Genomic DNA, 25,710 nt, shown 5'->3' on the forward strand with positions numbered 1-25,710 from the left:
TACTTCGCCGCGGGCCGCATTTGCGGCATCTAGGACAAAATTCACACGAACGGGTCAGGGGCAGACAAATGGGCGTAAGTGAAATGGGGTATGGTTCCGTAGCTTCGGGTAGCTTCACGGTGTCGCTCACTCTCAAGGTCGAAGATGCTCGTGCCCTCTGGGCGGCCGCCGCCGATCGGGCGCTGGCCGCGCCGGGGATGACGCTGGCGGACGTGCTGGACACGATCGGCCCGCGCGAGGATCCGTCGATCGCCGAGTGCATCGCGATGCTCACCGCGCCGGCGGCGCTGCCGGGCTGCGCGCTCGACGCCTATGAGGTGATCGAGGCCGATGCCGGGCTGGCGCCGGTGCAGATCATCCAGCTGCCCACCCAGCCGGTCCTGCGCGCCGCGCACGCCTGAACCACCGATCCTTCGGAACAGCGAGCGGGGTCCTTCGGGGCCCCGTTTTCGTTTGCCTGGACGTGATGCCGCCCGCCGGCCGGCGCGTCTCGCGCGCACGAAAAAAAGACGGGCCGGTGGAGGAGGAACCGGCCCGTCTCTTGATAAGCGAAAGGAAAACAGGGCGCCTGGGCGCCGGTGGAGAGGCGGACGGATCGCGAGGGGATTGATACGTCCGCCCGCCTCTCTTCTTTCATTATAGGAAGAGGGGAGGGGTGGCCCAAACGCCACCGCCTCCGGAAAAACCCTAGGCGCCGGTGCCCGTGTCGGTGCCGCCGCCGGTGCCGCCGGTGGTAGGCGTGGCGCCGACGCGGATCAGCTTGCTCGCATCCACCTCGTTGCCGTTCACCGTCACCAGGACCGAGCCGTTGGCGAGCTGCACGTCGTTCACCACGCCGATGCTGTGCACCGTGGTGTTGGTGATCTCGGTGCCCGAGGCGTCGAGCGCCTTGATCGACAGCGAATATTTGCCCGCAGGCATTTCCTTGCCGTCCGAGGTCAGGCCGTCCCAGGCGAGCGTGCCCTGGTCGCCCTTCACTTCGACGGTGCGGGTATCGACCACCTTGCCCGAGGAATCGGTGATCGTGGCAACGACCGAGGTGGCGGTGCGCGGGGTCGTCCAGCTCCACTGCGCGGCCTGGGTGTCGCTCAGGCCCGAGACCGGCGTGTCCACTTCCACCGCGCGACCGATCAGCGACGAGGCCTGGGTCAGGTTCTGCGTGCCGAGCGTCGACAGGATGTCCTTCAGCGTCGAGGTCTGCGCCATCGACTGCTCGACCTGCGAATACTGCACCAGCTGCTGGGTGTACTGGCTGGTGTCCATCGGGCTCAGCGGGTCCTGGTTCTGCATCTGCGTGGTCAGCAGCTTCAGGAACATCGTGAAGTCGGCGTTCAGGCCCGTGCTGTTCGGATTGGCCGTGTTCGTCGTCGTGTTGGTGGTGTTGTTCGTATTGACGCTGGTCATGCTGAAGCGCTCCTAGGCGAGGAGATCGACCTGGCCGTCACCGCGGATCTCGCGGTAAGCCGGCTGGGCGGTTTCGGGTTCGTCATTGCCGGCGAACTGGCCGCCGCGACTATTCTGGCCCTGCTGCTGGGCCTGTGCGTTGCTGCCTTCGCCGCGGCTCTCGAAGCGGAAGCTCTGCGCGTCGGAGCGGATGCCCGCCTGATCGAGCGCGCGGCCGAGATCGGGCGCGTCCTGGCGGAGCAGGTCGAGCGCGTGCTGGCTCTCCGCGCGCACCGTGGCGTGCATCTTGCCGCTGTCGTCGAACGACAGCGTCACTTCGACCTTGCCGAGATTGTCCGGGCTCAGGCGGACGCGCAGCGTGTCTTCGCCGGCCTCCACCTTGCGCGCGATCTCGACGCCCATCTGCTGGCCGAGATGGCCGGGGCGCGCCGCGATCACCGGCTCGGCCGCGGCTACCGCGGGCGCAGCCTGGGTGCGGGCGGCTTCGGTGGCGTGATGGGTCGGCGTCGGCGCGGTGGCGGCGTCCTGGCGCAGCGTGAACGCCGGCGCCTGGCCGCGCTCGTCGCCGGCGGCATTGTCGTTCTTCTGGCCGGACTTGCCGGCGATCGCCGAGGTCGCGGCCTCGAGCTTGTCGTTCACAGTGGGCTCGGCACCCTTTGCGTCCGTCGAAGCGACCTTGGCATCGGCCTTGCGCGTACCGGTCGAGACTTCGCCGAACTGGCGCGTGGTCGAAGGCTGCGGCTTCACCGCGACTTCGGGCTGCACCGGTGCCTGGGCGACAGCGACCGCGACCATGTCGACGGTCGGCGCATCGGCCGGGATCATCGCGGTATCGGCCGCGGGCAATGCCGCGTCGTCGCCGGCGAGGCGCGGGCCGCGCTTGACCGGGGCCTTGGGCCCCTCGGCCGGCGCTTCGGCCTTCACCTCGGCTGCCGGTTCGGCAGGGGCGGGCAGGGTGCCCTGCGTGGCGGGATCGGGTTGCACCGCTGCGACCGGCTTGCCCGGCTTTGCTGGCTTGGCCTCGACGGGCGGCGTCGCGACGACCGGCTTGTCCGGGGTCGCGGGCAGGGCAGCGGCGGGTTCTTCCGCCGTGACCGGCAATGCGTCCACCGGCGCCTGCACCGTCGGCGCAGCCGGGACGAGGGTCTCGGGCAGCGCATCGGCGGCAGGCGCGGGCATTGCCGTCGCGGTCTCGGGCGCGGTCGCCGGAGCCGTCGCGATGGCGGCCGGCGCGGCGGTGGTGAGCAGCTGCGCCATGCTCAGCGAGGTCGCCGGAGCAAGCGCGTCATTGGCGGCCGTCGGGGGCGCGCCCGTGGCGGGCACGGCGAGCTTGGCCGGGGTTCCCATGGGGGCCGGTGCGCCGAGCATCAGCCCCAGCGTCTGGGCGAAGCCGGTGCCGGCATCGCCGGGGTTGGCGCCCCCGGCGCCGAGCAGACCAGCGAACCCGATATTGTTTATCTGCATTCAGGCGCCTCATGGGCGGGCGTCTGGGCCCGCATTATTCCTTATAGGACGGTCGCGACCAACCGGGTCGGGACCCTATCCAATTGTCCCCAGCGCACGGATGCGGGCGCGGGCGTGGATCTCGTTCTGCGACAGCACCACCGTGGCCGGGCGCACGCGCTCGATGATCGAGCGGACGAACGGACGGATCGCCGGGCTGGTCAGCATGCAGGGGATCTCGCCGTCCTGCGCCAGCCGGTCATAGGTCTCGCGGACATGCTGGATGAACTTGTGCAGCGAGCTCGGCGCCATCGCCAGCTGGCGGTCGTCGCCCTGGCCCAGAATGCTCTCGGCGAACTCCATGTCCCATTCGGGCGACAGGGTGACCACCGGGATCGCCTCGCCGCGCACCTGCGATGCGCTGATCTGCCGCGCCAGGCGCGAGCGGACATGCTCGGTCATCTGGGTCAGGTTGCTGGTCAGCGGCGCCGCCTCGGCGATCCCTTCCAGGATCGTCGGGATGTCGCGGATCGAGATGCTCTCGGAAAGCAGGTTCTGCAGGATGCGCTGCACGCTCGACACCGAGACCTTGCTGGGGACGATGTCGGCGACCAGCTTCTCCGATTCCTTGTGGACTTCGGTGAGCAGCTTCTGCGTCTCGGTGTAGGAGAGCAGGTCGGCGATGTTCTCCTTGACCAGCTCGGTCAGGTGAGTGGTGATGATCGTGCCGCACTCGACCACGGTCAGGCCGCGGAAGCCCGCCTCGTCGCGCAGCTCGCGATCGATCCACAGGGCGGGGAGGCCGAAGACCGGCTCGGTGGTCGGCTCGCCGGGCAGGCCGGCCGGGCCGCCGCCCGGATTGATCATCAGCAGCTTGTCGATGCGGATCTCGCCGCGCGCCGCCTCGGTCTCCTTGATCGTGATGACATATTCGTTGGGCTTCAGGCCCATATTGTCGATGATCCGGACCGAGGGGAGGACGAAGCCGAAATCGGTCGCCATCTGGCGGCGCAGCGCGCGCACCTGGTCGTCGAGGCGCGGCTCGCGCTCGGCCTCGTTGATCATCGGCAGCAGCGCATAGCCGATCTCGATGCGCACGGCGTCGATCGCCAGCGTCTGCGAAATCGGCTGCTCGACCACGGCGCTGGCGGCCTGCTCCTGTGCCTCGACGAGCTTCTCCATCGCGGCCTTGGCGGCGGCGTTCCTGCTCATCTTCCACGCGGCGAAGCCCGAGGCGGCCGAGAAGATGGCGAAGGGCAGGAAGGGCATGCCCGGCATGATCGCCAGCGCGCCCATCAGGAACGAGACCATGCCGAACGCCTTGGGGTAGCGGCCGAGCTGGTCGCTGAGCGCCGAGCCGGTCTTGCCCTTCACGCCGCCCTTGGAGACGAGCAGGCCCGCGGCGATCGAGATGATCAGCGCCGGGATCTGGCTGACCAGGCCGTCGCCGGCGGTCAGCACGGTATAGGTGTGGAACGCCTCGCCGATCGGCACGCCGTGCGAGACGACGCCGATGGTCAGGCCGACGACGATGTTGACCGCGGTGATCAGCAGGCCGGCGATCGCGTCGCCCTTCACGAACTTCGAGGCACCGTCCATCGCGCCGTAGAAGCCGCTCTCGGCTTCCACTTCGGCGCGGCGGGCCTTGGCCTGGTCCTCGTTGATCATGCCGGCCGAAAGGTCGGCGTCGATCGCCATCTGCTTGCCGGGCATCGAGTCCAGGCTGAAGCGCGCGGCGACTTCGGCGATGCGGCCGGCGCCCTTGGTGATGACGACGAAGTTGATGACGATCAGGATGATGAAGATGGTAAGGCCGATGATGACCTCGCCGCCCATCAGGAACTCGCCGAACGCCCCGATCACGCCGCCCGCCGCATTGTGGCCCTCATGCCCGTGGGTGAGGATCAGGCGGGTCGAGGCGAGGTTGAGGCCCAGCCGCAGCATCGTCGCGACCAGCAGGATCGTCGGGAAGGCGCTGAGCTCCAGCGGCTTCTCGATGAAAAGCGCGGTCATCAGGATCATCACCGACACGGTGATCGACAGGGCCAGGCCCAGGTCGAGCAGCCAGCCCGGGATCGGCAGGATGAGCATCGCGATGATCGCGATCACACCGACCGCGAGCGCCATGTCGCGGTTCGCGCCGATCTTCTGCATGAAGTTGATGATCACGGGAGGCATCAGGGGCGAGCTTTCCAAACAGCCTTGGCCGGCGCCGAGGGCGACTGGCCGAGCGTGAAGCGATGGCAGAGCGCTGCGCTGGGCAGCACCTGCGGCAGATCAGCCTCCGCCTGGGGCAGGCGGAGGCTCTGGATGGCGAAGAGCGGACGCGGGCTCATGCCGCGGGCGGCACGGCGATGCCGCCCTCGATGAAGGTGCGCAGCTTGTTGCGCATCGTGCGCACCGAGATGCCCAGGATGTTGGAGGCCGAGGTGCGGTTGCCCTGGCAGCGCTCCAGCGTGCCGAGGATCAGCTCGCGCTCCACCTCTTCCACGGTGCGGCCGATCAGGCTGTCGACTTCGATCCGGCCGTCCGCCGCGGGCAGCGACACGATCGCTTCCAGCGGCGAGCCGTCGGCGCGGGTCAGGTCCTCGGCTTCGATGCGGGTCCCGCGCGCCAGCAAGGCGGCGCGGTGGATGCATTCCTTGAGCTCGCGGATGTTGCCCGGCCAGCCATAGGCGCGCAGCACCGCCATCGCGGTCGGCGAGAGCGGGCGGGCGGGAAGCCCGTCGGCCTCGGCGAACTGCGCGACGAAATGCTCGGCCAGCGCGGCGATGTCGCCATCATGCTCGGTGAGCGGCGGCACCTCGATGCGCGCCAGGCTCAGGCGGACGAGCAGGTCCTCGCGGAAGCTGCCGGCTTCCACCGCCAGCTCCAGGTCCATGCCGGTCGATGCGATCAGCCGCGCCTCGAAGGGCACGTCCTCGGTGCCGCCCAGGCGGCGGAAGCGCTTCTCGATCAGCGCGGCGAGCAGCCGGGCCTGGGTGGCCGGTGCCAGCGCGCCGACTTCGCGCAGGAAGATCGTGCCGGTGCGGGCGCTTTCGAGGCGGCCGACGCGGCGCGCGGCGGCGCCCGGAAAGGCATCGGCCTCGTGCCCGAACAGCTCGGACTCCAGCACGTCGGCGGCGACGCCGGCGCACTCGACCGAGACGAGCGGGTCGGCGCGGCCCGAGAGCCGGTGGATCTCGCGCGCCATCATCTCCTTGCCGCTGCCCTTGCCGCCGGTGACGAGCACCGGGGCGGGGCTCGGCGCGACCGCGGCGCCCAGCGCCATGGCGCGTTCGAGCACCGGGTGGCCCCCGATGCGCACCTGCGCCTGGCGCTCGACCACCGAAGCGATGGCGGCGGCGATCAGCTCGCGCTGCGGGGGCAGGGGCACATAGTCGCGGGCGCCGGCACGGATCGCCGCCACCGCGCGCTCGGCCGGGGCGGAGATGCCGCAGGCGAGCACGGGAACGACGAAGCGCTCGCGGCGCAGGTCGCCCAGGAAGCCGACAGCGTCTTCCAGCACGTCGATCATCACCAGGTCAGCGCCCTGCTCGCGCAGCGTCTCGAGGGCGGGGGCAGGCGCATCGGCCATGGTGACCTCGGCGCCCGCGCCCTGCGCCAGTTCGGCGGCGCGGCGAAATTCGCTGCCCGGCGCGCCGATCAGCAGCATCCGGATCGGTCCCATGCTCAATGCTCGGCCCGCACGATCTCGGTGAGCGTGACGCCCAGGGCATTGTCGATCAGGACGACTTCACCGCGGGCGATCAGCCGGTCGTTGACGAAGATGTCCACCGGCTCGCCGACGCGGCGGTCGAGCTCGACCACGGTGCCGGCACCCAGGTGCAGCAGTTCGCCGATCGGCATGCGGGCCCGGCCCAGCACTGCCTGCACGCGCACCGGCACGTCATGGACGGCCTCGAGGCCCTCGGTGCCCTGCGGGGCTTCGCCGCTCGGGTTGATGTCGAAATCCTCGAACACCGGCGCGGGCTGATCCGCGGTGGTTTCGGTCGGGATGATGTCGTGGGGTTCGATATCCATGGTCACAGTCCTATGCGTTCATCCACTGACGGATCACCGAGGCCGCCTCGGGCGGGCTGGCGGAGATCGCGTCCCCGATGCGCTTGAGCGCGGAGAGTTTGATGCGGCCGTCGACCTGGGCGAGCGCGATCTCCTGATCGAGCTGCGGCACGTCGGGGGTCATTGCCTCGAGCTGGGCCATCGCCTCGGTGTCGCCGTCCGCGGCGCGCTCGGCGAGCGCGAGCATCTCGGGCGAGTGCGTCGGCAGGGCAGGGGCGGCTTCGGCCATTTCCAGCGCGGGGGCGGGCTTCGGCTTGAGCATGCGGATGGCGACCAGGCCGACCACACCGATCACGACGAGCTGGAGCAGGCCCCAGATCCGGTCCATCGGCAGCGACGAGAGGAAGCTCGTCGTGGCGTCGGCAGGCGCCTCGCCGGTGTTGAACCGCATGCTCTCGACGACGACGCTGTCGCCACGCTGGGTGTCGGCGCCCACGGCGTTCTCGACCAGGCGCTGGAGGCGGTCGATCTGCGGCTGGGGCAGACCCTTCTCGCCGCCATCGACCATCACCGCGACGCTCAGGCGGGTCACCTTGCCCGGCGTGCGGACGGTGACCGTCTTGGTCGAGCTGTTGTCGTAGGTCGTGTCTTCCGAGGTCTGGTTGCTGCCCGACTGGCGCGAGGCGCCCGGCGTGTTGGCGGCGGCAGTCTGCGCGGCGGGCAGCTGGTTGCCGACCGAGGCAGTCTGCTGACCGGCATCGGTCTCGCGGTTCTGCTCGCCGGTCTCCACGCTCACCTGGCGCGAGATCACCTGCTTGTCGGGATCGAAGACGTTCGATTCCTCGCGCGACTGGTCGCGGTCGATCTGGGCCGAGACTTCGGCGCGGACCTTGCCCTGGCCGACGATCGGCTCGAGCAGCGATTCGATCTCGTCGCGCAGCTTGCCTTCGACCGCCTGCTGGCGCTGGTCGGCATCGCCGGCGCTGGCCGTGCTGGGGTCGCCGGCACGGGCGAGCAGCGCACCGGTCTGGTCGACGACCGAGACGGCATCGGGCGAAAGCTCGGGCACCGAGGAGGAGACGAGATAGCGGATCGAGGCGACGGTCTCGCTCGGGATGCGGCCGCGCGTCTTGACGGTGACCGCCGCGGTCGCCTTGCGGCTCTCCTCGGCGAACATCGCGCGCTCGGGCATCACGATATGGACGCGCGCGGCGCTGACGTTCTGGATCGTCTGGATCGACTTGGCCAGCTCGCCCTCGACCGCGCGGGTCTCGTTCATCTTGGCCCGGCTGGCGGAGACGCCGAAGGGCTGCTCCTCGTCGAGCACCTCATAGCCGATCTTGCCGCCCAGCTTCTCGCCGGCCATGCCCATGCGCAGCTCGGCCAGCTTGTCCTGCGGCGCCATGATCGAGGTGCCGTCGGCCGAGAGCTGGAACTCGACATTCTGCGCCTTGAGCTTCTCGGTGATCGCCGCGGCGGCCGAGGGGTCGAGGTCGGTATAGAGGAAACCCATGCTCGGGTTCGAGCCGCGGGTGGCGACGAAGGCGAGGGCGGCGAGCAGCGCGAGCGCCACTCCCCCCATCAGCATCAGCCGCTTGGGGCCGATCTGGCCCACCAGGTTTTTGATCGCTTCCAATGTCGCCCCGTTGGGTAGAACTGGTGAGGCGGATGCCCCTTGCGATCATTATAGAGGGGTGGGGGAGGCGGCAGTTTTTGCCGGGGGAAATTTTTGCCTAGTGGGTTGTACCGACTGGCTTTCCCCAGAATCGTCATCCCGGCGAAAGCCGGGATCTCAGGCGGCAAGCGGACGGCTCGCGGCACGAGATCCCGGCTTTCGCCGGGATGACGGATATTGGTTGGAGGCCTTAGGCAGCCTTCAGCAGCGTCTCGAGCTCGCTCAGCACCGCCTCGCGCCGTGCCGCGACATCTAGCGCCAGCCCGCCCTCTTCCCAGCCGATACGGGCATCGCCCACCGGGATGGTCTCGTCGGGCACCACGATCAGGTTGAGCTTGCGGCGGTCGCGCGACTGGCGGTCGGCGACGCGGCCCTCGATATCGTCGAGCAGGTCGGGATGGACGCGGATCTGCAGCTCGGTGCCGCGCGCGACCTGGCCGAGCGCCCGGCCGATCGCCTCGTCGATCGCCGCGCCCGGCGCCACTTCCAGCGCACGGCCGGCGATCAGCTCGGCGGCGGCGAGCGCCACTTCGGCGGCCTCGCCGGTCACCCGTTCGGAGACCTTGCCGAACTGCGCGTCGATGCCCTCGATGCCGGCCTGGAGCGCGTCGACCGCGCTCAGCAGCGCGACCTCGCGCTCGGCCCGTGCCTGGGCGAGCCCGGCCTCATAGCCCTGGGCCCGGGCCAGCGCGAGCGCCGACTCCTGCTCGTTGCGCAGCAGCGCCAGCTCGGCGCGCAGCGTCGCGACCTCGAGCGTGGCATCGGGACCGATCGGCCCGCTTTTGCCCGGCGGCACCGCGAAGATGCGGTCGAAGCCGAAACGCTCGACATTCACATGGGCATGCATGCTCATCGGCAATGTTCCTTAGATGATCATCGCGTCGTCGGACTTGGGGTCGACGAGCAGGATCTCGCCGCGGTCCGCCAGGTCCTTGGCCAGGCGCACCAGCGCCGACTGGGCCTCTTCGCAATCGCGGGCACGCACCGGGCCCATGCCCGCCATGTCCTCGCGCAGCAGCTTGGCCGCACGCTCGGTCATCGCGCCGAAGAACAGAGTCTTCAGGCTGTCCGGCGCGCCCTTCAGCGCCAGCGCCATCTGGCGCTTGTCGGCGCTGCGGACGATCGCGGCGATCGCCGGCGGCAGCAGGTTGCCCAGGTCCTCGAAGGTGAACATCAGCGCGCGGATCCGCTCGGCGCTTTCCGGCGCCTTGTTGTCGAGCGCGTTGAGCATCGCTTCCTCGGTCGAGCGGTCGAGCGAGTTGAACAGCTCGGCCATCGATTCGTGCGGATCGCGCTTCTGCGAACGCGACAAATTGGTCATGAACTCGCTCTTCAGCGTCTGCTCGACCTGGTTGATCACGTCCTTCTGCACGGTCTCCATGCGCAGCATGCGCATCACCACGTCGACCGAGAATTCGCGCGGCAGCTCGGCGAGCACGCGCGCGGCATGGTCGGGACGCAGCTTGGTGAGGATCACCGCCACGGTCTGCGGATATTCGTGCTTCAGCGCGCCGGCGAGCACGGTCTCGCTGACGTTGGACAGCTTGTCCCACATGGTGCGACCCGAGGGACCACGGATGTCCTCCATGATTTCCTTCACCTTCTCGCTCGGCAATATGCCGGCGAGCAGGCGCTCGGTGGTCTCGTAGCTGCCGTGCATCGACGACATCGATGCGATCTCGCTGGTGAACTGGACGAGGAGATGCTCCACCACCGGGGCCGGAATGCGGCCCAGTCCGGCGATGGTCGACGACAATTCCTTCACCTCGTCGGTGGAGAGCTGTTCCCAGATCGGTGCGCCATGTTCCTTGCCCAGCGCGAGCATCAGGGCGGCGGCGCGCTGCGGGCCGCTGAAGCGCTTGAGTTCGGGCGGTTCGGCTACCGGGGCCATCATCGTCATTTTTTTCGTTTCCCTCGCGAAAAAATTGCGCCCGCACACACGGGTGGGAGCGGCTTTCCCTCTATTATAGGACCAAGCAAAGCGAGGCGGAGCGCGATGACGGTTAATTTGTCGGGTAGTCTGATCGGGTTAAGTATTCTGACGGGGTCGAGCTCGACGATGACCTCGGCGGTGTCGACGATCCCCTATGACAGCAAGGCCGTGCGCGCAGCCAAGGCGCAGTTCACGCTCGCCGCCACCGTCGCGCCGTGGAAGACCACCGACGAGCTGCCGGTCAATGCCAGCCAGGTCGCCAAGATCACTGCGCTGCGCTCGATCATCACGCCCTCGACCACCGACGCCAGCGGCAGCCTGTTGCCCAAGGACGTCCAGACCAGCTTCACCGCCTATCAGGCGCTCGACAAGCTGCGCGTGCTGGCCGAGACGGCAAGCGCCAAGACCACGTCGGACGCCCAGCGCGCCGCGCTCCAGAAGACCTTCCTCAAGGGGATGGACGATCTCCAGACCTATCTGAGCACCGCCCCGTCGGACCTGGTGACGCTTGCCTATGGCAAGCCCGCCTCGACCGCATTGTCGAACAAGCTGGTCGCGACCAACGTCTTCGAGACCGAAGGCAAGGGGCTGGTCAAGACGCGCACCGAAGCGGTCCCGGGCCTCACCGGCAGCGAACAATTCTCGATCACGCTGAGCAAGCCCGGCGTTGCCGCGCAGACGGTAACCGTCGATCTGTCGCAGGGCACCCAGCCGCCGACGCTGGACTCGGTCGCCGCGCAGTTCAACGCCGCGATCCAGGCGATCCCCAATCTCAATACCGACGGCACCCCGCAGCTCGACGCCAATGGCAATCAGGTTCCGCGCTGGAAGGCGACCTTCAAGGTCACCAATGAGAACGGCAAATGGGGCTTCACCCTGTCGAACCCGACGGGGTTCGAGCAGGTCACCCTCGACCAGACCAACGCCAAGGACGCGATCGTCGTCGCGACCGGCCAGACTGCGCTCGATGCCCCCAGTTCGACCCAGCTCTTCCGCTTCGATGACCCCACCGGTGCCAATACGCGCACCGCGATGGGTACGATCCAGGCGCTCGATCGTCAGGCGACCGCGCAGAATGTCGCGGCCAAGAAGACGACCACGATCACCACGACCACGACCGATCTCGATGGTAAGGTGAAGACGGTCAAGACCGAGACCAGCAACGTCTACGCCAATACCGATGCCGCGCAGGTCGTCACCGACGCGCAGGGCAACTCCTATATCGTCGGCACCACCAAGGGCGACCTTGGCGCGAACCTGTCGGACGGCGACAACAACCTGTTCCTCACCAAGGTGGACGGATCGGGCAATGTCGTGTGGCAGCGCAGCCTGGGGGCGACCGGCTCCTCGACCGGCGCGGCGGTAAGCCTCGCCCCCGATGGAAGCATCGTAGTTGCCGGCACCGTGACCGGCAGCTTCGGCGGCGCCTCCACCGATGGCGACATGGTCGTCGCCAAATACGCCGCGAACGGCGACGAGAAATTCTCCACCGTGGTCCGCTCGACCGGTGCGACCCCGGACACCGCCAAGGCGGTCGCAGTCGGCGCGGACGGCTCGATCTATGTCGGCGGCCGCATCTCCAACGGCAGCGACGGCTTCGTCGCCAAGATCGATACCAGCGGCAAGATCGCCGAGCGCCGCACCATCACCGGCGCCGGCAGCGACAGCGTCAATGCACTCGCGGTCGACAATGACGGCAATCTCCTCGCGCTCGTCTCGCATGACGGCACCGCGGAGCTGCGCAAGCTCGACGGCAATTCGCTGGCCACCGATCTCGGCAGCCTCAATCTCGGCACCGCCGATGCCCGCGTGCTCGCCGTGGCCGATGACGGCACGATCGGTGTCGGTGGCGCGACCTCGACGGCGATTGCCGGCAGCCAGGCCAATGCGATCAGCGGCGGCCGCGACGGCTTCGTCACGCGGATCGACGCCAGCCTTTCCGGCGCCAGCACCACCTATATCGGCTCCTCGGCCGACGATCAGGTCGACAGCATCGCCTTCATGAACGGCGATCTCTATGCCGGCGGCCGCACCACCGGCGACCTGGCGGCAACCCGCCGTGGCCCCACCGACGGCTTCGTGTCGCGGATCGACGCCACCACCGGAGCGGTCGAGAACACCAGCCAGTTCGGCCAGGCGCAGCTGCGCACCGAGCCTGTCCGCGTCTCGGCGGATACCGGCGGCGCCAGCGCCGTCGCGGCGCTCGGCTTCGGCCGCGGCACGATCAACGCGATCGCCTCGAACAAGGTGACCACCCAGACCGGGCTCAAGGCCGGCGACACCTTCTCGTTCAAGGCCGATGACGGTGCGCTCCGCAAGTTCACCATCCTTGCCGACGATACGCTCCAGTCGATCGCCACTCGCCTGCAGGGCAATATCGGCGCCTCGAAGGGCACCGTCACCGCCACCGTGGTCGATGGCGTCCAGCAGTTGCGCATCACGATGAAGTCCGGGCACGAGCTCCAGCTTCTTCCCGGCAGCGGCGATACTGACGCGCTCGCCAAGCTCGGCATCGAGCCGCAGCGCATCTCCAGCCCGGCGCCCGTATCGAGCAGCGCCCCCAAGGTGCGCCCGGGCGGCAATTTCGGCCTCGATCTGGGCGAAGGGCTCAGCCTGGCCAATGTCGACATGGCCAAGGTCGCGCTCGGCAAGATCAAGGATGCGATCTCGATGACGCAGACCGCCTATCGCTCGCTCTACTGGGACGATGGCAAGGCGACGATCGTCGACGGCACCAAGCGCAATTCCGCGACGGGCACCGAAAGCACCGCGATCGTGAATGCCCAGCTCGCCAACTACCAGGCGGCGCTCGATCGCCTGACCAGCTCCACTCCCTCCACCTACGGATTCTGATCCATGGACATGCCCCCGATTCTCGCCGGCATCCGCCGCCAGATGGACAATCTCTCCGATCGCCAGCGCGTGATCGCCCAGAACATCGCCAATAGCGAGACGCCGGGCTTCAAGGCGCGCACGGTCGAGAACGCCGATTTCTCCGATCTGGTCGGCAGCAGCAGCGGCATCTCGATCGCCAAGCCGCGCGTCCAGCTGACCGCGGGGATGAAGGGCCTGGGCGCGATCCAGCCGGCCGGCGCCGGTATTGTGCTCGACAAGGACATCAGCGAGACCAAGCCCGACGGCAACAACGTCACGCTCGAAGACCAACTGCTCAAGCTCGGCCAGGTCCAGGCGGACTTCACCGCGATGACCAACCTCTACCGCAAGCAGATCAACATGCTGAAGATCGCCGTGGGGAAGTAAGTCGACCTCCCAGCAGATGGAAAAGCAAAGGCCCGCGAGCAATCGCGGGCCTTTCTTGTTGGCGGGGCGGTCTTTATTTCGTCATCCCGGCCTTGTGCCGGGATCCACTGTGCCGCGAAGGCTGCGCTATCGCTTCTCGGTCTGCACTTGCCTCACGGTGAACCCCGGCACAGGGCCGGGGTGACGGATTGGGGCTAACCCTTCCTTTCCCCGGCGAAGGCCGGGGCCCAGACTAAACAGTGCGTGTAGAAGACGCGCCAACCGGCGCGTGACTTTCAAGTCTGGACCCCGGCCTTCGCCGGGGAAAGGAGCGTGCCGCTCCCAGGCCGGTAGGAAACATAGGACACGCGCTCACCCACACGCCCGCAAGATCCAAACAAAAAAGCCCGACCCCCACGCTGTGGTGGGTGCCGGGCCTTTGTGACTTTCCGCGCCGGCGCTCACCCGCAGCGTAGGACGAACCCCAACCGCGAGAAACGCGCTTTGGCGTGTACTTCGTGTACTTTGGGCGCCGCTTACAGCCGCGCGTTGATCGAGATCGGGGCCGGGGCCTCGCTCGCCGCCAGGGCGCCGCATGCGCCATAGACGGTGTTGCGGGTGCCGGTCAGGCGCTGCGCCTCGGCGGCGATCGCGCCCATCATCTCGGTCGAAAGCTCGATCTGGCGCTTGAGGATCTGGGCGTTGACGCTCGAGGCGTCGCGCAGGCAACGGCTCGCCTCGGCGAGCTGCTCGCGCGCTTCGGGGGCCAGCCGCTCGGCCCAGTCGTCCGGCGCCTCGCGCTTCATCCGCGCCACCTCGGCCTCGATCCGGCCGGTGAGGCGCAGCTTGACCGCGGCGATCTCGGGAAGCTCGGGGAAATAGGGGGCCTTGGCCAGCTGCTCGCTTTCCTCCTCCATGATGTGGGTGAGGGACACCATCGCGTCGATGAGCTGCTCGGTCATTATTTGTTACCCTGTTGGAGCTTGATGATCTGGTCGAGCACGACCGGCGCCAGGCCGATCCCGCCCCGGTCGGCGATGGAGGCGCCGAGCTTCTCGGCCATGATGCCGCGGAACATCTCTTCGCCATGCCCGCCGGAGAATTCGCCTTCGCCCTGCGGCACGCTCTCGAGCATGATCTGGGTCATCTGGCCGAGGAACACCGCCTCGAAATTCTTCGCGGTCTCGCGGTTCTTGGCGTCGAGTTTGGGATTGGTCGTGGTGGCCGGGACCTGGGGGCCCGGCGCATTGGTCACGTTCTGCATCACTGTACCTCGATATCGGCCTGTAGGGCGCCGGCGGTCTTGATCGCCTGAAGGATGGTGATCAGGTCGCGCGGGCTGACGCCCAGCGTGTTGAGCCCGCTCACCAGCGTCTGCAGGCTGGCACCGTCGATCATGGCGAGGCTGGCGCCATTGCCGTCGTCGACCTGCACATTGGTGCGCGGGACCACCGTGGTCTGGCCGTTGGAGAAGGGCGCGGGCTGCGAGACCTGCGGGCTCTCGGTCACCGTGATGGTCAGCCCGCCCTGGGCGATCGCCACCGGGGTGATGCGGACATCGGCGTTCATCACGACCGTGCCCGAGGCCTCGTTGATGACGACGCGGGCCGGCTGGTCGACCTTGATCTGCAGCTCGCCGATGCGGGTGACCAGGTCGATCACGTTGCCGACGAAGTTCTGGCCCGGGGTCAGCTGCACCGTCGCCGGGTCGAGTACCGTGGCGCTGCCGGGGTACCTGCCGTTGATCGCCGCGGCGATGCGGTCGGCGGTGGCGAAGTCGGGGTTCTTGAGGGCGAGCTTCAGGCTGTTGGCCGAGAGCAGCGAATAGGGAACCTCGCGCTCGATGATCGCGCCGCCGGCGATGCGCGCCGAGGTGGTCACGCCGCGGCTCACATTGGCCGCCGCGCCCTGCGCCTTGAAGCCGGAGACGGCGACATTGCCCTGGGCGACGGCGTAGATCTCGCCGTCGAGGCCGCGCAGCGAGGAGACGATCAGCGTCCCGCCCTGCAGGCTGGTCGCATCGCCCAGCGCCGAGACCTGGACGTCGATCCGCGAGCCGGAGCGCGAGAAGGGCGGCATCGTCGCGGTGATCGAGACGGCCGCGACGTTCTGCGTCTTCATCTCGGTGCCACGGATGTTCACACCCATCCGCTCAAGCATCGCCTGCATCGACTCTTCGGTGAACGGCGTGTTGCGCAGGCGATCGCCCGTGCCGGCCAGGCCGACGACGAGGCCATAGCCTACGAGCTGGTTGTCGCGGACGTTCTCGACATTGATCACGTCCTTGATCCGCGTCTGGGCCATTGCCGAGGGCGCTAGCCCCATGCTCAGGAGCAGGGCGATCATGGGAGCGGCGAAGCGCAGCATATAACCCCTGGAACTGGAAAATTTCCGATAATTCTCTTATAGAATGGAGGTAGGCAAAAAGTGCCCGAGGACGAGATTTCGTGCGTATCGAGAACCTGCAAGCGCCCCTGCTGCGTAGCCTGATGGCCGCGCTGCCCAAGGTCGCGTCCGGCTTCTCGGTGAAGGAGGGCGAGGCGCTCGCCGCACCTGCGCCCATGCCGCAGGGCACCGGCGCCGCACAGGCGCTCAACCCCTCGGTCGCGATGCTCGTCACGCTCGCCGCCGCCGATCCCGGGATCGAGCGCCGCCGCAAGCAGGCGGTCGACGCGCAGCGCGGCATCGACATGCTCGACGGCCTCCACCGCGAGCTGGTCGCCGGCGTCGTCGCGCCTGAGCGGCTGCGCGAAATCGTCGAATGGTCGGAGACCTTCCAGCATTCCGACGACCCCGTGCTGGCCTCGATCCTGTCGGACATCGAGGTGCGCGTCCGAGTCGAGCTCGCCAAACTCGATCTTCGGGCCTGATCCGGGCTCCTGCCTGCCGCTACGGCATCCTCGACTTTTCCGTTTCAAATCCGAACGTAATTGCATACCCGGTTTTTGGAACCTAGTGAGGCGACAGCGGTTTCGCGTTCGAAAGGGCGATACCGTTTCCCCCATGACCGCCCGGAAGAGCGCGGCATGGAGACCCCCTCGAGGAGAGTATGCCTATGTTGGCTTTGCTGTTGGGGCTCGCTGTCGCAGCCGCCCCCGCACCCCAGTCCGGCGACGCCGTGGTCGGCCGCTGGAAGACTCCGGTCCATAACGGTATCGTCGAGATCTCGCGCTGCGGCGCGTCGATCTGCGGCAAGATCGTCGGATCGGACAAGCTGCGTACCAACCCCAATCTCGCCGATGGCCGGAACAGCGACGCGTCGCTGCGCAACCGCCGGCTGATGGGCCTCCAGATCCTGTCCGGCTTCAAGCTGCAGGGCGGCGGCTGGTATGGCGGCAAGATCTACAATGCCGAGGACGGCAAGACCTACAGCGCCGAGATCACCATGACCGGCAACGACCAGCTCAATCTGCGTGGCTGCGTGTTCAAGCCCTTCTGTCGTACCCAGACCTGGACCCGCGTGCGCTAATACGCGTTTCCGAGTTCCAGCGTTCGAGTTCAGTACCGCGTACAAGGATTACCCAATGTCCCCCATCAAGTTTTCGCTCGCCACCGGCAGCGCGCTGATCGCGCTTGCGGGCTTCTCCCAGGCCGCCCATGCCCAGGCATTCTACCTCCAGGAACAGTCCGCCCGCGGCGCCGGCCGCGCCTTTTCGGGTGAGGCGGCCGACACCGGCTCCGCCTCGATCTGGTGGAACCCCGCCGCGATCGGCGGCATCGAGGACGGGGATGCGACGCTCTCCGCATCGCTGATCCTGCCCCACGGCGAAGTCGCCGACAACGGCACGCTGATCGTTCGCCCGGGCCAGCCGGCCGCGCCGATCGGCGGCAACGGCGTCACCCGCAATCCGATCAACAACGGCGTGCTTCCCTCGGGCGCCATCGCCATTCCGGTCACCAACCGTATCGCCTTCGGTGTGTCGGTCACCTCGCCCTTCAGCTTTACCACCGACTATCCGGCCGACAGCTGGGCGCGCTACAGCGCCGACAAGACCAGGTTGCGCACGATCGACATCCAGCCGACCGTTGCCATCGCGCCGACCGACTGGCTGCGCCTCGGCATCGGCCTCAACGTCGAATATACCGAAGCGAGCCTCGGCAACGCGCTGCCCAATGTCCTGGCGACGCTGCCCGACGGGCATCAGGAACTGAAGGGCAAGGGTTGGGATACCGGCTGGAGTGCCGGTGCCCAGGTCCACACCGGCCCGATCACCCTCGGCCTGAGCTACAAGTCCTCGATCGAGCATAATCTGACCGGCGATCTCGCAATCACCGGATTGGTCGGCCCGCTGGCCGGCTCGAACCTCCAGCTTTCGAACGTCACCGCGCGCTTCTTCACGCCGTCTCAGGCGATCGGCGCCGTGCGCTTCGCCGCGACGAACAAGCTGACGCTCAACGCCCAGGTGATCCGCTACGGCTGGGACAAGTTCGACGCGATCCGCCTCGGCGTGCCGCTCAACACCGCGATCCCGGAGAATTACCGGACGAGCTGGAGCTATGCCGGCGGCCTCGATTATGCGCTGAGCCCTAAGCTCACGGTCCGCGCCGGCGTGCAGCGTGCGCTCACCCCGACCCGTGATGGCGAGCGGGATGCTCGCGTGCCGGATTCGAACCGCTGGAACTTTGGCCTGGGCGGCAGCTATTCGGCCAGCAAGAAGCTCGCCTTCGACGTCGCGGCCAACTACGTCACCTTCGCCGACGCGCCGATCGATCGGGTGACGGCGGCCTATGCCGGCACCGCCGCGCAGACGCCGATCCTCACCGATGGCGAGTTGCGCAACGCGAGCGCCGTGGTGCTCACTGCCGGGGCGCGGCTGAAGTTCTGAGGTCTTGTCCGCCATCCTTGCTCAGGCGGGGATGGCGGGACCCATCCTTCCCGTCATGCTGAACTTGTTTCAGCATCCAACCCTCCACCGGCGATATCGCCCGTTGGACGTTGGACCCTCAAACAAGTTCAGGGTGACGCCTACGGAACAGCAGGGTTAGGCGCGCTTCCTCGAGATCTTCAGGACGTAGCTGATCACCTCGGCCACCGCGGCATAATGCTCCACCGGGATCGGGCGATCCAGGTCGGCGCTGGCATAGAGGGCGCGGGCGAGGGGACGGTTCTCGACGAGCGGGATATTGTTCTCGGTCGCGATCTCGCGGATCTTGAGCGCGATTGCGTCCACGCCCTTCGCAACCACCACCGGCGCGGCCATCTGGCCGTGATCATATTGCAGCGCGACGGCGTAGTGGGTCGGGTTGGTGATCACCACGCTCGCCTTGGGCACGTTCTGCATCATGCGGTTGCGCGAGCGCTGCATCTGGATCTGGCGGATCTTGCCCTTGATGTGCGGATCGCCCTCGCTCTGCTTGTGCTCGTCCTTGATCTCCTGGAGGCTCATCCGCATCCGCTTCATGAAGGCGCGGCGCTGCCAGACGAAGTCGAACAGGGCGAGCGCACCCACCAGCATCGCGATCGGGCGCAGCATCGAATAGACGATGCCGTGCGCCGCGCCGCCCACTTGCTGCAGGTCGGCGCCCACCATCGAATCCACCGTGGCGGCATGGGGCCATGCCAGATATGCCGCCACGCCGCCGATCAGGCAGAGCTTGGCCAGCGTCTTGGCGAATTCGACCATCGCCTGCTTGCCGAACAGCCGCTTGGCGCCGCTCATCGGATTGAGCTTCGACCATTTCGGCTTCACCCGGCTCCAGCTGAGCATCGGCCGGCCCTGCAGGATGCCGCCGAGCAGCGCGATGCCGAACAAGGTGGCGAGGATCGGGAGCAGGGCGGTGGCCACCGCGCTCATCACGCCGGTCGCGAAGTCCTCGGCGCCGGTCGGCTCCATCCGGAAATCGTCGGCGCTGCCCCATAGCCGGACGAACAGATTGCCCATCAGCTGGAGCGTATAGGTGCCCATGCCCCCCATCACGACAAGCATGGCGATGAACATCGCGGCATGCTTCATCTCGGGAGCCATCGGCACGTCGCCCTTCGCGCGGGCATCCTCCAGCTTCTTGTCTGTAGGATCGTGTGTCTTGTCTTCCTGGTCGCTGTCGCCGGACATCACCAGCCTCCCTGCATCGCGTCACCCATGGCTTGGGCGAAGAAGGTGAGCATGGTGCCGAGCGTGGCGGCGGCCAGGCTGATGCCGAGCAGCAGGTTGAGCGGCTGGGCGATGAAGAAGACCTGGATCGCCGGGGCCACGCGGGCGGAGACGCCGAGCGCGACGTTGAAGACGATACCGTAGATGAGCAAGGGCGCGGCCAGGCTGAGCCCGAGCGCCATCGAGCGGGTGATCGCCTCGACCGCGAGCATCGCGAAGTCGTGCGCGGGGGGAAGGCCGCCGATCGGGAAGCTCTGATAGCTGTGGACGATCGCGCCCAGCCAGAGATGGTGGACCTGCATGCCCATGCAGACCAAGGCTGCCGCCATGGCGACGAACTTGGAGAGCATCGGCGCGCTGCCGCTCTGCGCGGGATCGAAGATCACCGCGGAGGACAGGCCGATCTGGGTGGAGATCACCGAACCTGCCATCGAGACGGCGAAGAACAGGATCTTGACGATCATGCCCATCGCCAGCCCGGTCATCAGCTCGGCGACCAGCACTGCGGGCAGCGCCGCGCCGGATTCCACCGCCACCCGGGCAGGGGCGCCGACCAGGCCATACATCGCCGCCGACAGGCCGAAGGCGATCAGCAGCCGGACACGGCCGGGGATCGCCTCGTCGCCGAAGACGGGCAACAGCATGAGCACTGCGCCGACGCGGGCGAAGACGATGAAGAAGGCAGATGCCTGCAGGGCGAGATCGGGGGGAAGGGTCATCCGCCGGTCACGATCAGGCTGCTGATCTTGGTCATGAAATCGTTCAGAGCCGCGCCGATCGTCGGCAGCATCAACAGCAGCACCAGCCCCATGGCGAGCAGCTTGGGGACGAAGGTGAGCGTGGTTTCCTGGATCTGCGTCAGTGCCTGGAGCAGGCCGATGATGGTGCCCACGATCAGCGAGGTCAGCAGCAGCGGACCCGCGACGGTGAGCACCAGCATCAGCGCGCTCTGCGCCAACTGCATGACCTGTGACGGCAGCATCGTGACTAGGACCGATCCATGTTCGGAGAAAGGCTCGAACTGATCCCCGGCGAGCGCCAGGGATCAGGAGAAGTGGACAGCGCGGTCAGATCTGCATCCGCATGATGTCGGAATAGGCGTTCACCACGCGGTCGCGCACGGCGACCATCGTGTCGAGCGCGGTCTCGGCGGCGCCGATCGCGGTGACGACGTCGATCAGGTCGCCCTTGCCGGCAACCTGCTGGGCCGAGGCCTTTTCGGCGGTGCGAAGCTGGTCGGCGGTGCCGGTGACCATGTCCTCGACCATCGCGCCGAAGCCGCCGGCGCTGCCGCCCGACTTGATCGGGTCGGTCTTGCTGTTGGTACCGCCAATGCCGGCGACGCGGCCATAGGCCGACATCGCATCAAGTGCTCCGATGGACATTCTTTGTATCCCTTACTTGAGGAGGTCGATGGTGCGCATCGTCAGGCTCTTGGCAGCCTCGATGGCATTGAGATTGGCTTCGTAGCTGCGCTGCGCCGCCTTCATGTCGGCCGTTTCGATAAGGCCGTTCACATTGGGCTTGAGGACATAGCCGTCCTTGTCCGCGGCCGGGTGGCCGGGCTGATAGACCTTGGTGAAGTCCGACTTGTCGTTCTCGATCGCCTTGACCTTCACGCCCATGCCGCCGTTCGAGCGGTCGACCTCGGCCTTGAAGCTGGCGACGCGGCGGCGATAGGGATCGCCGCCCGGCGTGTCAGAAACCGAGTCCTGGTTCGCCAGATTCTCCGCGATCACGCGCATGCGCAGCGACTGCGCGCGCAGGCCCGAGGCAGAGATGCCGAGCGAGGTCTTGAGGTCCATGATCGTCCTTCCAAGAGGGCCGCAAGGGCCGTTTCCTCCATTGTAGGCAAAAATTGCCGGGGTGGGCGCCGGGCACGGAAAAAAGGTTCCTATAAGTCCTCCTGAAAGGAAGACGCATGTCAGTGCTCGAAGGAATTATGGTCGAGATGTCGATCGTGCTGGGCTCGGCCAATGTGCCGATCCGTCAGGTTCTGCAGATGAGCCGCGGCGCGATGATCCCGCTGGAAAGCAGCCAGGACGATCCCTCGCTCGTGTACGTGAATGACGAACTGGTCGCGAAGGGCGTCGTCCTCGTCGACGGCGAAGTGATGTCGCTCGAGATCACCGAGCTCGTGAAGAAGCAGCGCCACTGATGGATATCCTGTCGATGCTGCGCACCATCGGTGCGCTCGGATTGGTGCTCGGCATGCTTGCCGGCGCGCTGTGGTTCGTGAAGCGCTATGACGTGAAGCTGCCGGGCCGGGTGTCCAACACGCGCCGCAAGCGGATCGAGATCGTCGAGCGCCTGTCGGTGGACGCCAAGCGCTCGGTCGCGCTGATCCGCCGCGACGGCATGGAGCATCTCGTGATGTTCGGCCCCGAGGGCCAGTCGACGATCGAGACCGGCATCGCCGCGCCCGAGCCCGTCGAGCCCGAGGTGGTCAAGGCGCCGGAACCGGCCGCGAACCTCGCCGAGGATCTCGCCGCGCTGCGCGGCAACTTCGCCAAGCTGGTCGAACTGCCCAAGAAGATCGATCTGCCGAAGATCGAGCTTCCCACCAAGTTCGAGCTGCCGGCCGCCGTGCGCCGTGCCGCCAAGACGCCCGCCACCAGCAATGCGCGTGCCACCACCGTGGTTGCCGCTGCCACTGCCCAGCAGCCGCCGCGTGCCCCGAAGCGGGTCCGCGAGCAGCGCAACACCACGCGGTGGAACCGCGCAGCGGTCCGGGCCGCGCTCGATGCGTAAGCTCCTCGCGGCGGCGGTCGCCGTCCTGATCCTCGCGCCGGCTGAGGCCTATGCCCAGTCCAAGGGCACGACGATCAACATCGGCGGAGCTACCGGTGCCGACGGCGCGCTGTCGGCCAAGGCCATCCAGCTGGTGCTGATGCTGACGGTGCTCAGCCTGGCCCCGGGCCTGCTGATGACCGTCACCAGCTTCACCCGCATGGTGGTGGCGCTGTCGCTGCTGCGCACCGGCATCGGCGCGCCCGGCGTCCCGCCCAACCCGGTGATCATCAGCCTGGCGCTGTTCCTCAGCTTCTTCGTGATGGCGCCGACCTTCAACAAGGCATGGGAGCAGGGCGTCGATCCCTATACCAAGGGCAAGATCACCGAGCAGGTCGCCTTCGAGCGGACCGCCGAGCCCTTCAAGAAGTTCATGCTCAGCCAAGTGCGCGACAGCGATCTCAAGCTGTTCGCCGATCTGGGGGGCAAGCCGATCCAGAACCGTGCCGAGACGCCGCTGACCACGCTGGCGCCAGCCTTCATGATCTCGGAGCTGCGCCGCGCCTTCGAGATCGGCTTCCTGCTGCTGCTGCCGTTCCTGGTCATCGACCTGGCGGTGTCGGCGGTGCTGATGGCGATGGGCATGATGATGCTCCCGCCACCAACGATATCCTTGCCGATGAAGATCATCTTCTTCGTGCTGGTGGATGGCTGGGCGCTGGTCGCCGGGTCGCTGGTCAAGAGCTTCGCGACATAGCGCGGAGCGGCCAAAGTTCAGGGAAGAAGGGCGGGTGCCGGGGGGCGCCCGCCCTTTTTATTGCGTCCTGTCCGCCGCACCGGGCTCGATCAGGCTGGCGATGACGGGGGTCAGGAGGTCGACCAGCACGCCGGGCTCGGCCTTGGCCAGCGGCTCAAGCTCCAGCATCTGCCGCATCATCTGGACACCGGCCACCAGCGCGAGGAACAGCGCGGCGCGTTCCGAGGCATGGTCTCCGGCGATCGCCGCGGTCGCGGTCGCCTGATGGACCTGGGCGATACGCTCGCGCGCGATGCGGGTAGCGGTCTCGCTGCCGGCCGAGCGGAACGAGATGAGGAAGCCGTCAAGCGGCGTCTGTCCCTGGGTCGTCACCTTGACGAGCCCCTCCGCAAAGGCGCGCGACAGATCTGCCCGGTCCAGGTTCCCCTGCGACAGGATGATCGGGTCGCGCATCGTGTCGGTGACGACTTCGCCGAACAGGCCTTCCTTCGATCCGAAATAGCGCCCGACCATCATCGCGGTGACGCCCGCGGCCTCGGCGATGCCGCGCAGTCCGGCGCCGTCATAGCCATGTTCGGCGAACGCCTTGCGTGCGGAGGCAAGGATCGCGGCTCGGGTGGCATCGGCCTTTGCGGCACGGCTCGTCGGGGATGATTCAGATTTCATCATACACCTGTAGACTCATTCTCGGAATTCAGTATACGACTGTATATCAAATCCGCAATCGCGGCCCTCTCTGGAGATATCGCATGACCGAACAGGTGCTCGTAACGGGCGGAACCGGTTTTATCGCGCAGCATTGCATGCTCGCGCTGTTCGAGGCTGGCTATCGGGTGAAGACCACAGTGCGCTCGCACTCGCGCGAAGCCGAAGTGCGCGCCAACCTCAAGACCGGCGGCGCCGAGCCGGGCGAGCTTTTGTCCTTCGCCGTCGCCAATCTCGATTCCGATGATGGCTGGGCCGAGGCGGCTTCGGGCTGCACCTATGCATTCCATGGTGCGTCGCCCACGCCTTCGGGCAATCAGGTGACCGAGGAGGACTGGGTGCGCCCGGCGGTGGACGGCAATCTCCGCGTGCTGCGCGCCGCCTGCGACGCGGGCTTGAAGCGCGTGGTGCTCACCTCGGCCTTCGGCGCGATCGGCGCCGGGCACGAGCCGCTCGGCCGCCCGTTCGTCGAAACCGACTGGAGCGATCTGGACGGCAATATCGCACCCTATCAGAAGTCGAAGACGCTCGCCGAGCGTGCGTCCTGGGACTTCATCGCGCGCGAGGGCGGCGGGCTCGAGCTTGCCGCGATCAATCCCACCATGGTGCTCGGGCCGGCGCTCGGAGCCGATTATTCGCACTCGATCCGTACGATCAAGGAAATGCTCGACGGCCAGCCGGGCTATCCGAAGATTCGGACCTGCGTGGTCGACGTCCGTGACGTCGCCGATCTGCACCTGCGGGCGATGCGCGATCCCGCCGCGAATGGCGAGCGTTTCCTTGCTACCACAGGCAAGAGCATGTTGCTGGCGGATATCGCCAAGGTGCTGAAGGAGGGCATGGGTGCGGCCGGCCAGCGGGTGTCCACCAAGAGCCTGCCGAGCCTGCTCATCCGCTCGATGGCGCTCACCAATCCGGCGATGAAGGCGCTCGTGCCGCTGCTCGACAGCGATCTGGATGCCAGCGGGGAGAAAGCACAGCGGCTGCTGGGCTGGGCACCGCGTCCGCGCGAGGAAGCGATCCTCGCAAGCGGCGAGAGCCTGGTGCGGCTCGGGCTGGTCAAGGCCGAAGCCTGATCGAAGCGTTCAGCCCCGCGCGGCGGGGCTGTCCAGCCAGGCCGAGAGCTCGGTATAGGAAATCGGATCGTGAAAGGCGACGCCGGCGAATTCCTCGTTGCTCCAGCGCGTGGTGCAGCGGCGCGTCGGCAGGCCCGGGATCATCAGGATCACCTCGCTGTCGGCGCGCAGGGTGCGCTGGAGGCGCAGGCACGCGCCGCCCTGGGAGAGATCGGCCACCACCACGTCGATCGAGCGGCCGAGGGAACTGATCCGCGCCGGGATGTCGGCAGCGAAGCGCGGCGAGCGCGGGCGGACCGTCGCTGCCTCGATCTGCGGCTTGCCGAGGATGGCGTTGACGTCGGCGGGCGTGTCGAAGCGCACGCCGGCGCGGCCGCCCTTGGTCCAGGCGATCGCGCCCGTCAGCGTCTGCCCACCGCGCAGCTCCACGCTGATCCGCATCGCCGGCAGCAGCGAGGCGATCGTGTCGATCTGCATGCCGTGCTCGGAGATGTTGCGGACGCGGCAGAGCTGGCCGGGATTGCCCTCATGGCTGAGCTTGCCGACGAGGAGCGTGGCGACCGCCCGCGGGGCACGCTCGATCCACTCTTCGCGAGTCTCGGCTGCGCTGGCGGGGATGGCTTCCACAATGTCCTCGGTGAATAATTGGTCCT

General features: G+C 67.4%; 29 protein-coding genes. 10 read left to right on the forward strand and 19 right to left on the reverse strand.

The genetic code is table 11. The features are described from left to right. Positions 1 to 83: 83 nt before the first annotated feature. Positions 84 to 401, forward strand: a complete 318-nt coding sequence (locus J2W22_RS20805) for a hypothetical protein (protein ID WP_307120193.1) — start codon at positions 84 to 86, stop codon at positions 399 to 401. A gap of 286 nt (positions 402 to 687) precedes the next feature. Here J2W22_RS20805 and J2W22_RS20810 read toward each other — a convergent pair whose 3' ends face one another. From J2W22_RS20810 to J2W22_RS20850, 9 genes are all read right to left on the reverse strand, one after another. Further along, positions 688 to 1,404 (reverse strand): flagellar hook assembly protein FlgD, encoded by a 717-nt coding sequence (locus tag J2W22_RS20810; RefSeq protein ID WP_307120194.1) that lies wholly within the window; start codon positions 1,402 to 1,404, stop codon positions 688 to 690. Between the two features lie 12 nt (positions 1,405 to 1,416). Continuing rightward, positions 1,417 to 2,868: a flagellar hook-length control protein FliK gene (locus tag J2W22_RS20815; protein ID WP_307120195.1), complete on the reverse strand. Its 1,452-nt coding sequence runs from the start codon at positions 2,866 to 2,868 to the stop codon at positions 1,417 to 1,419. Between the two features lie 75 nt (positions 2,869 to 2,943). Next, positions 2,944 to 5,025, reverse strand: a complete 2,082-nt coding sequence (flhA, locus tag J2W22_RS20820; protein ID WP_307120196.1) for a flagellar biosynthesis protein FlhA — start codon at positions 5,023 to 5,025, stop codon at positions 2,944 to 2,946. Beyond that, positions 5,025 to 5,183: a hypothetical protein gene (locus J2W22_RS20825; protein ID WP_307120197.1), complete on the reverse strand. Its 159-nt coding sequence runs from the start codon at positions 5,181 to 5,183 to the stop codon at positions 5,025 to 5,027. The genes flhA and J2W22_RS20825 overlap by 1 nt, the downstream gene beginning before the upstream one ends. Then, positions 5,180 to 6,517: a sigma-54-dependent transcriptional regulator gene (locus J2W22_RS20830; protein ID WP_307120198.1), complete on the reverse strand. Its 1,338-nt coding sequence runs from the start codon at positions 6,515 to 6,517 to the stop codon at positions 5,180 to 5,182. Before J2W22_RS20830 ends, J2W22_RS20825 begins: the two co-directional genes overlap by 4 nt. Positions 6,518 to 6,519: 2 nt before the next feature. After that, on the reverse strand, positions 6,520 to 6,870 hold the full coding sequence (fliN, locus tag J2W22_RS20835; RefSeq protein ID WP_307120199.1) for a flagellar motor switch protein FliN: 351 nt from the start codon (positions 6,868 to 6,870) through the stop codon (positions 6,520 to 6,522). Between the two features lie 10 nt (positions 6,871 to 6,880). Beyond that, on the reverse strand, positions 6,881 to 8,485 hold the full coding sequence (gene fliF, locus J2W22_RS20840; RefSeq protein ID WP_307120200.1) for a flagellar basal-body MS-ring/collar protein FliF: 1,605 nt from the start codon (positions 8,483 to 8,485) through the stop codon (positions 6,881 to 6,883). A 229-nt stretch (positions 8,486 to 8,714) separates the two neighbouring features. Continuing rightward, entirely contained in the window at positions 8,715 to 9,377 is a 663-nt protein-coding gene (locus J2W22_RS20845; protein ID WP_307120201.1) for a FliH/SctL family protein, read from the reverse strand. A 12-nt stretch (positions 9,378 to 9,389) separates the two neighbouring features. After that, positions 9,390 to 10,424, reverse strand: a complete 1,035-nt coding sequence (locus J2W22_RS20850) for a flagellar motor switch protein FliG (protein ID WP_307120202.1) — start codon at positions 10,422 to 10,424, stop codon at positions 9,390 to 9,392. A gap of 159 nt (positions 10,425 to 10,583) precedes the next feature. On the opposite strand from J2W22_RS20850, the gene J2W22_RS20855 reads away from it, so the two are divergent. Together J2W22_RS20855 and J2W22_RS20860 are read left to right on the forward strand one after the other, a co-directional pair. Further along, positions 10,584 to 13,310 carry a hypothetical protein gene (locus tag J2W22_RS20855; protein WP_307120203.1) on the forward strand — a complete coding sequence of 909 codons (2,727 nt, stop codon included), beginning with the start codon at positions 10,584 to 10,586 and terminating at the stop codon, positions 13,308 to 13,310. Between the two features lie 3 nt (positions 13,311 to 13,313). Next, positions 13,314 to 13,718: a flagellar basal body protein gene (locus J2W22_RS20860; RefSeq protein WP_307120204.1), complete on the forward strand. Its 405-nt coding sequence runs from the start codon at positions 13,314 to 13,316 to the stop codon at positions 13,716 to 13,718. A gap of 515 nt (positions 13,719 to 14,233) precedes the next feature. Here the strand turns inward: J2W22_RS20860 and J2W22_RS20865 are convergent. From J2W22_RS20865 to J2W22_RS20875, 3 genes are read right to left on the reverse strand one after another with little or no spacing between them, the layout of a single operon-like run. Continuing rightward, positions 14,234 to 14,659, reverse strand: coding sequence for a flagellar protein FlgN (locus J2W22_RS20865; protein WP_307120205.1), 426 nt, complete (start codon positions 14,657 to 14,659; stop codon positions 14,234 to 14,236). After that, positions 14,659 to 14,961: a rod-binding protein gene (locus tag J2W22_RS20870; RefSeq protein WP_307120695.1), complete on the reverse strand. Its 303-nt coding sequence runs from the start codon at positions 14,959 to 14,961 to the stop codon at positions 14,659 to 14,661. Before J2W22_RS20870 ends, J2W22_RS20865 begins: the two co-directional genes overlap by 1 nt. Continuing rightward, on the reverse strand, positions 14,961 to 16,043 hold the full coding sequence (locus tag J2W22_RS20875) for a flagellar basal body P-ring protein FlgI (protein ID WP_307120206.1): 1,083 nt from the start codon (positions 16,041 to 16,043) through the stop codon (positions 14,961 to 14,963). Before J2W22_RS20875 ends, J2W22_RS20870 begins: the two co-directional genes overlap by 1 nt. Positions 16,044 to 16,144: 101 nt before the next feature. Between J2W22_RS20875 and J2W22_RS20880 the strand changes: the two genes are divergently transcribed. The 3 genes from J2W22_RS20880 (at position 16,145) to J2W22_RS20890 (ending at position 18,523) form a co-directional block, all read left to right on the forward strand. Further along, on the forward strand, positions 16,145 to 16,567 hold the full coding sequence (locus J2W22_RS20880; RefSeq protein ID WP_307120207.1) for a flagellar assembly protein FliX: 423 nt from the start codon (positions 16,145 to 16,147) through the stop codon (positions 16,565 to 16,567). Between the two features lie 185 nt (positions 16,568 to 16,752). After that, entirely contained in the window at positions 16,753 to 17,166 is a 414-nt protein-coding gene (locus tag J2W22_RS20885; RefSeq protein ID WP_307120208.1) for a DUF2147 domain-containing protein, read from the forward strand. A gap of 55 nt (positions 17,167 to 17,221) precedes the next feature. Then, complete coding sequence (locus tag J2W22_RS20890) at positions 17,222 to 18,523, forward strand: OmpP1/FadL family transporter (RefSeq protein ID WP_307120209.1); 1,302 nt, start codon at positions 17,222 to 17,224, stop codon at positions 18,521 to 18,523. A 156-nt stretch (positions 18,524 to 18,679) separates the two neighbouring features. Here the strand turns inward: J2W22_RS20890 and flhB are convergent, their stop codons facing one another. The 5 genes from flhB to flgC all read right to left on the reverse strand — a co-directional run bounded on the left by flhB (position 18,680) and on the right by flgC (position 21,594). After that, a complete protein-coding gene (gene flhB, locus J2W22_RS20895) occupies positions 18,680 to 19,750 on the reverse strand; it encodes a flagellar biosynthesis protein FlhB (RefSeq protein WP_307120210.1) in 1,071 nt (356 codons plus the stop codon). After that, positions 19,750 to 20,508: a flagellar biosynthetic protein FliR gene (gene fliR / locus J2W22_RS20900; protein WP_307120211.1), complete on the reverse strand. Its 759-nt coding sequence runs from the start codon at positions 20,506 to 20,508 to the stop codon at positions 19,750 to 19,752. The genes flhB and fliR overlap by 1 nt, the downstream gene beginning before the upstream one ends. Beyond that, entirely contained in the window at positions 20,505 to 20,771 is a 267-nt protein-coding gene (locus tag J2W22_RS20905) for a flagellar biosynthetic protein FliQ (RefSeq protein WP_307120212.1), read from the reverse strand. Before J2W22_RS20905 ends, fliR begins: the two co-directional genes overlap by 4 nt. Before the next feature lie 85 nt (positions 20,772 to 20,856). Next, positions 20,857 to 21,174, reverse strand: a complete 318-nt coding sequence (locus tag J2W22_RS20910) for a flagellar hook-basal body complex protein FliE (RefSeq protein WP_183998021.1) — start codon at positions 21,172 to 21,174, stop codon at positions 20,857 to 20,859. Between the two features lie 12 nt (positions 21,175 to 21,186). After that, positions 21,187 to 21,594: a flagellar basal body rod protein FlgC gene (flgC, locus tag J2W22_RS20915; RefSeq protein ID WP_307120213.1), complete on the reverse strand. Its 408-nt coding sequence runs from the start codon at positions 21,592 to 21,594 to the stop codon at positions 21,187 to 21,189. A gap of 116 nt (positions 21,595 to 21,710) precedes the next feature. Between flgC and J2W22_RS20920 the strand changes: the two genes are divergently transcribed. The 3 genes from J2W22_RS20920 to fliP are packed head-to-tail and all read left to right on the forward strand — an operon-like array spanning position 21,711 to position 23,276. Next, the gene (locus tag J2W22_RS20920) at positions 21,711 to 21,947 is read left to right on the forward strand and encodes a FliM/FliN family flagellar motor switch protein (RefSeq protein ID WP_183998025.1); all 237 of its coding nucleotides are present in this window, start codon (positions 21,711 to 21,713) and stop codon (positions 21,945 to 21,947) included. After that, positions 21,947 to 22,540 (forward strand): FliO/MopB family protein, encoded by a 594-nt coding sequence (locus tag J2W22_RS20925; protein WP_307120214.1) that lies wholly within the window; start codon positions 21,947 to 21,949, stop codon positions 22,538 to 22,540. Before J2W22_RS20920 ends, J2W22_RS20925 begins: the two co-directional genes overlap by 1 nt. Beyond that, positions 22,533 to 23,276, forward strand: coding sequence for a flagellar type III secretion system pore protein FliP (fliP, locus tag J2W22_RS20930; RefSeq protein ID WP_307120215.1), 744 nt, complete (start codon positions 22,533 to 22,535; stop codon positions 23,274 to 23,276). Before J2W22_RS20925 ends, fliP begins: the two co-directional genes overlap by 8 nt. Before the next feature lie 57 nt (positions 23,277 to 23,333). Here the strand turns inward: fliP and J2W22_RS20935 are convergent, their stop codons facing one another. Beyond that, complete coding sequence (locus J2W22_RS20935) at positions 23,334 to 23,945, reverse strand: TetR/AcrR family transcriptional regulator (protein WP_307120216.1); 612 nt, start codon at positions 23,943 to 23,945, stop codon at positions 23,334 to 23,336. A gap of 80 nt (positions 23,946 to 24,025) precedes the next feature. Here J2W22_RS20935 and J2W22_RS20940 point away from each other — a divergent pair, with 80 nt between their 5' ends. After that, positions 24,026 to 25,057, forward strand: coding sequence for an SDR family oxidoreductase (locus J2W22_RS20940; protein ID WP_307120217.1), 1,032 nt, complete (start codon positions 24,026 to 24,028; stop codon positions 25,055 to 25,057). Positions 25,058 to 25,066: 9 nt separating this feature from the next. On the opposite strand, the gene J2W22_RS20945 is transcribed toward J2W22_RS20940, so the two are convergent. Further along, positions 25,067 to 25,684: a PilZ domain-containing protein gene (locus tag J2W22_RS20945; RefSeq protein ID WP_307120218.1), complete on the reverse strand. Its 618-nt coding sequence runs from the start codon at positions 25,682 to 25,684 to the stop codon at positions 25,067 to 25,069. Positions 25,685 to 25,710: the final 26 nt, after the last annotated feature.

The sequence above is a fragment of the Sphingomonas kyeonggiensis genome (genome assembly GCF_030812785.1).
GTDB classification, from domain to species: domain Bacteria; phylum Pseudomonadota; class Alphaproteobacteria; order Sphingomonadales; family Sphingomonadaceae; genus Sphingomonas; species Sphingomonas kyeonggiensis_B.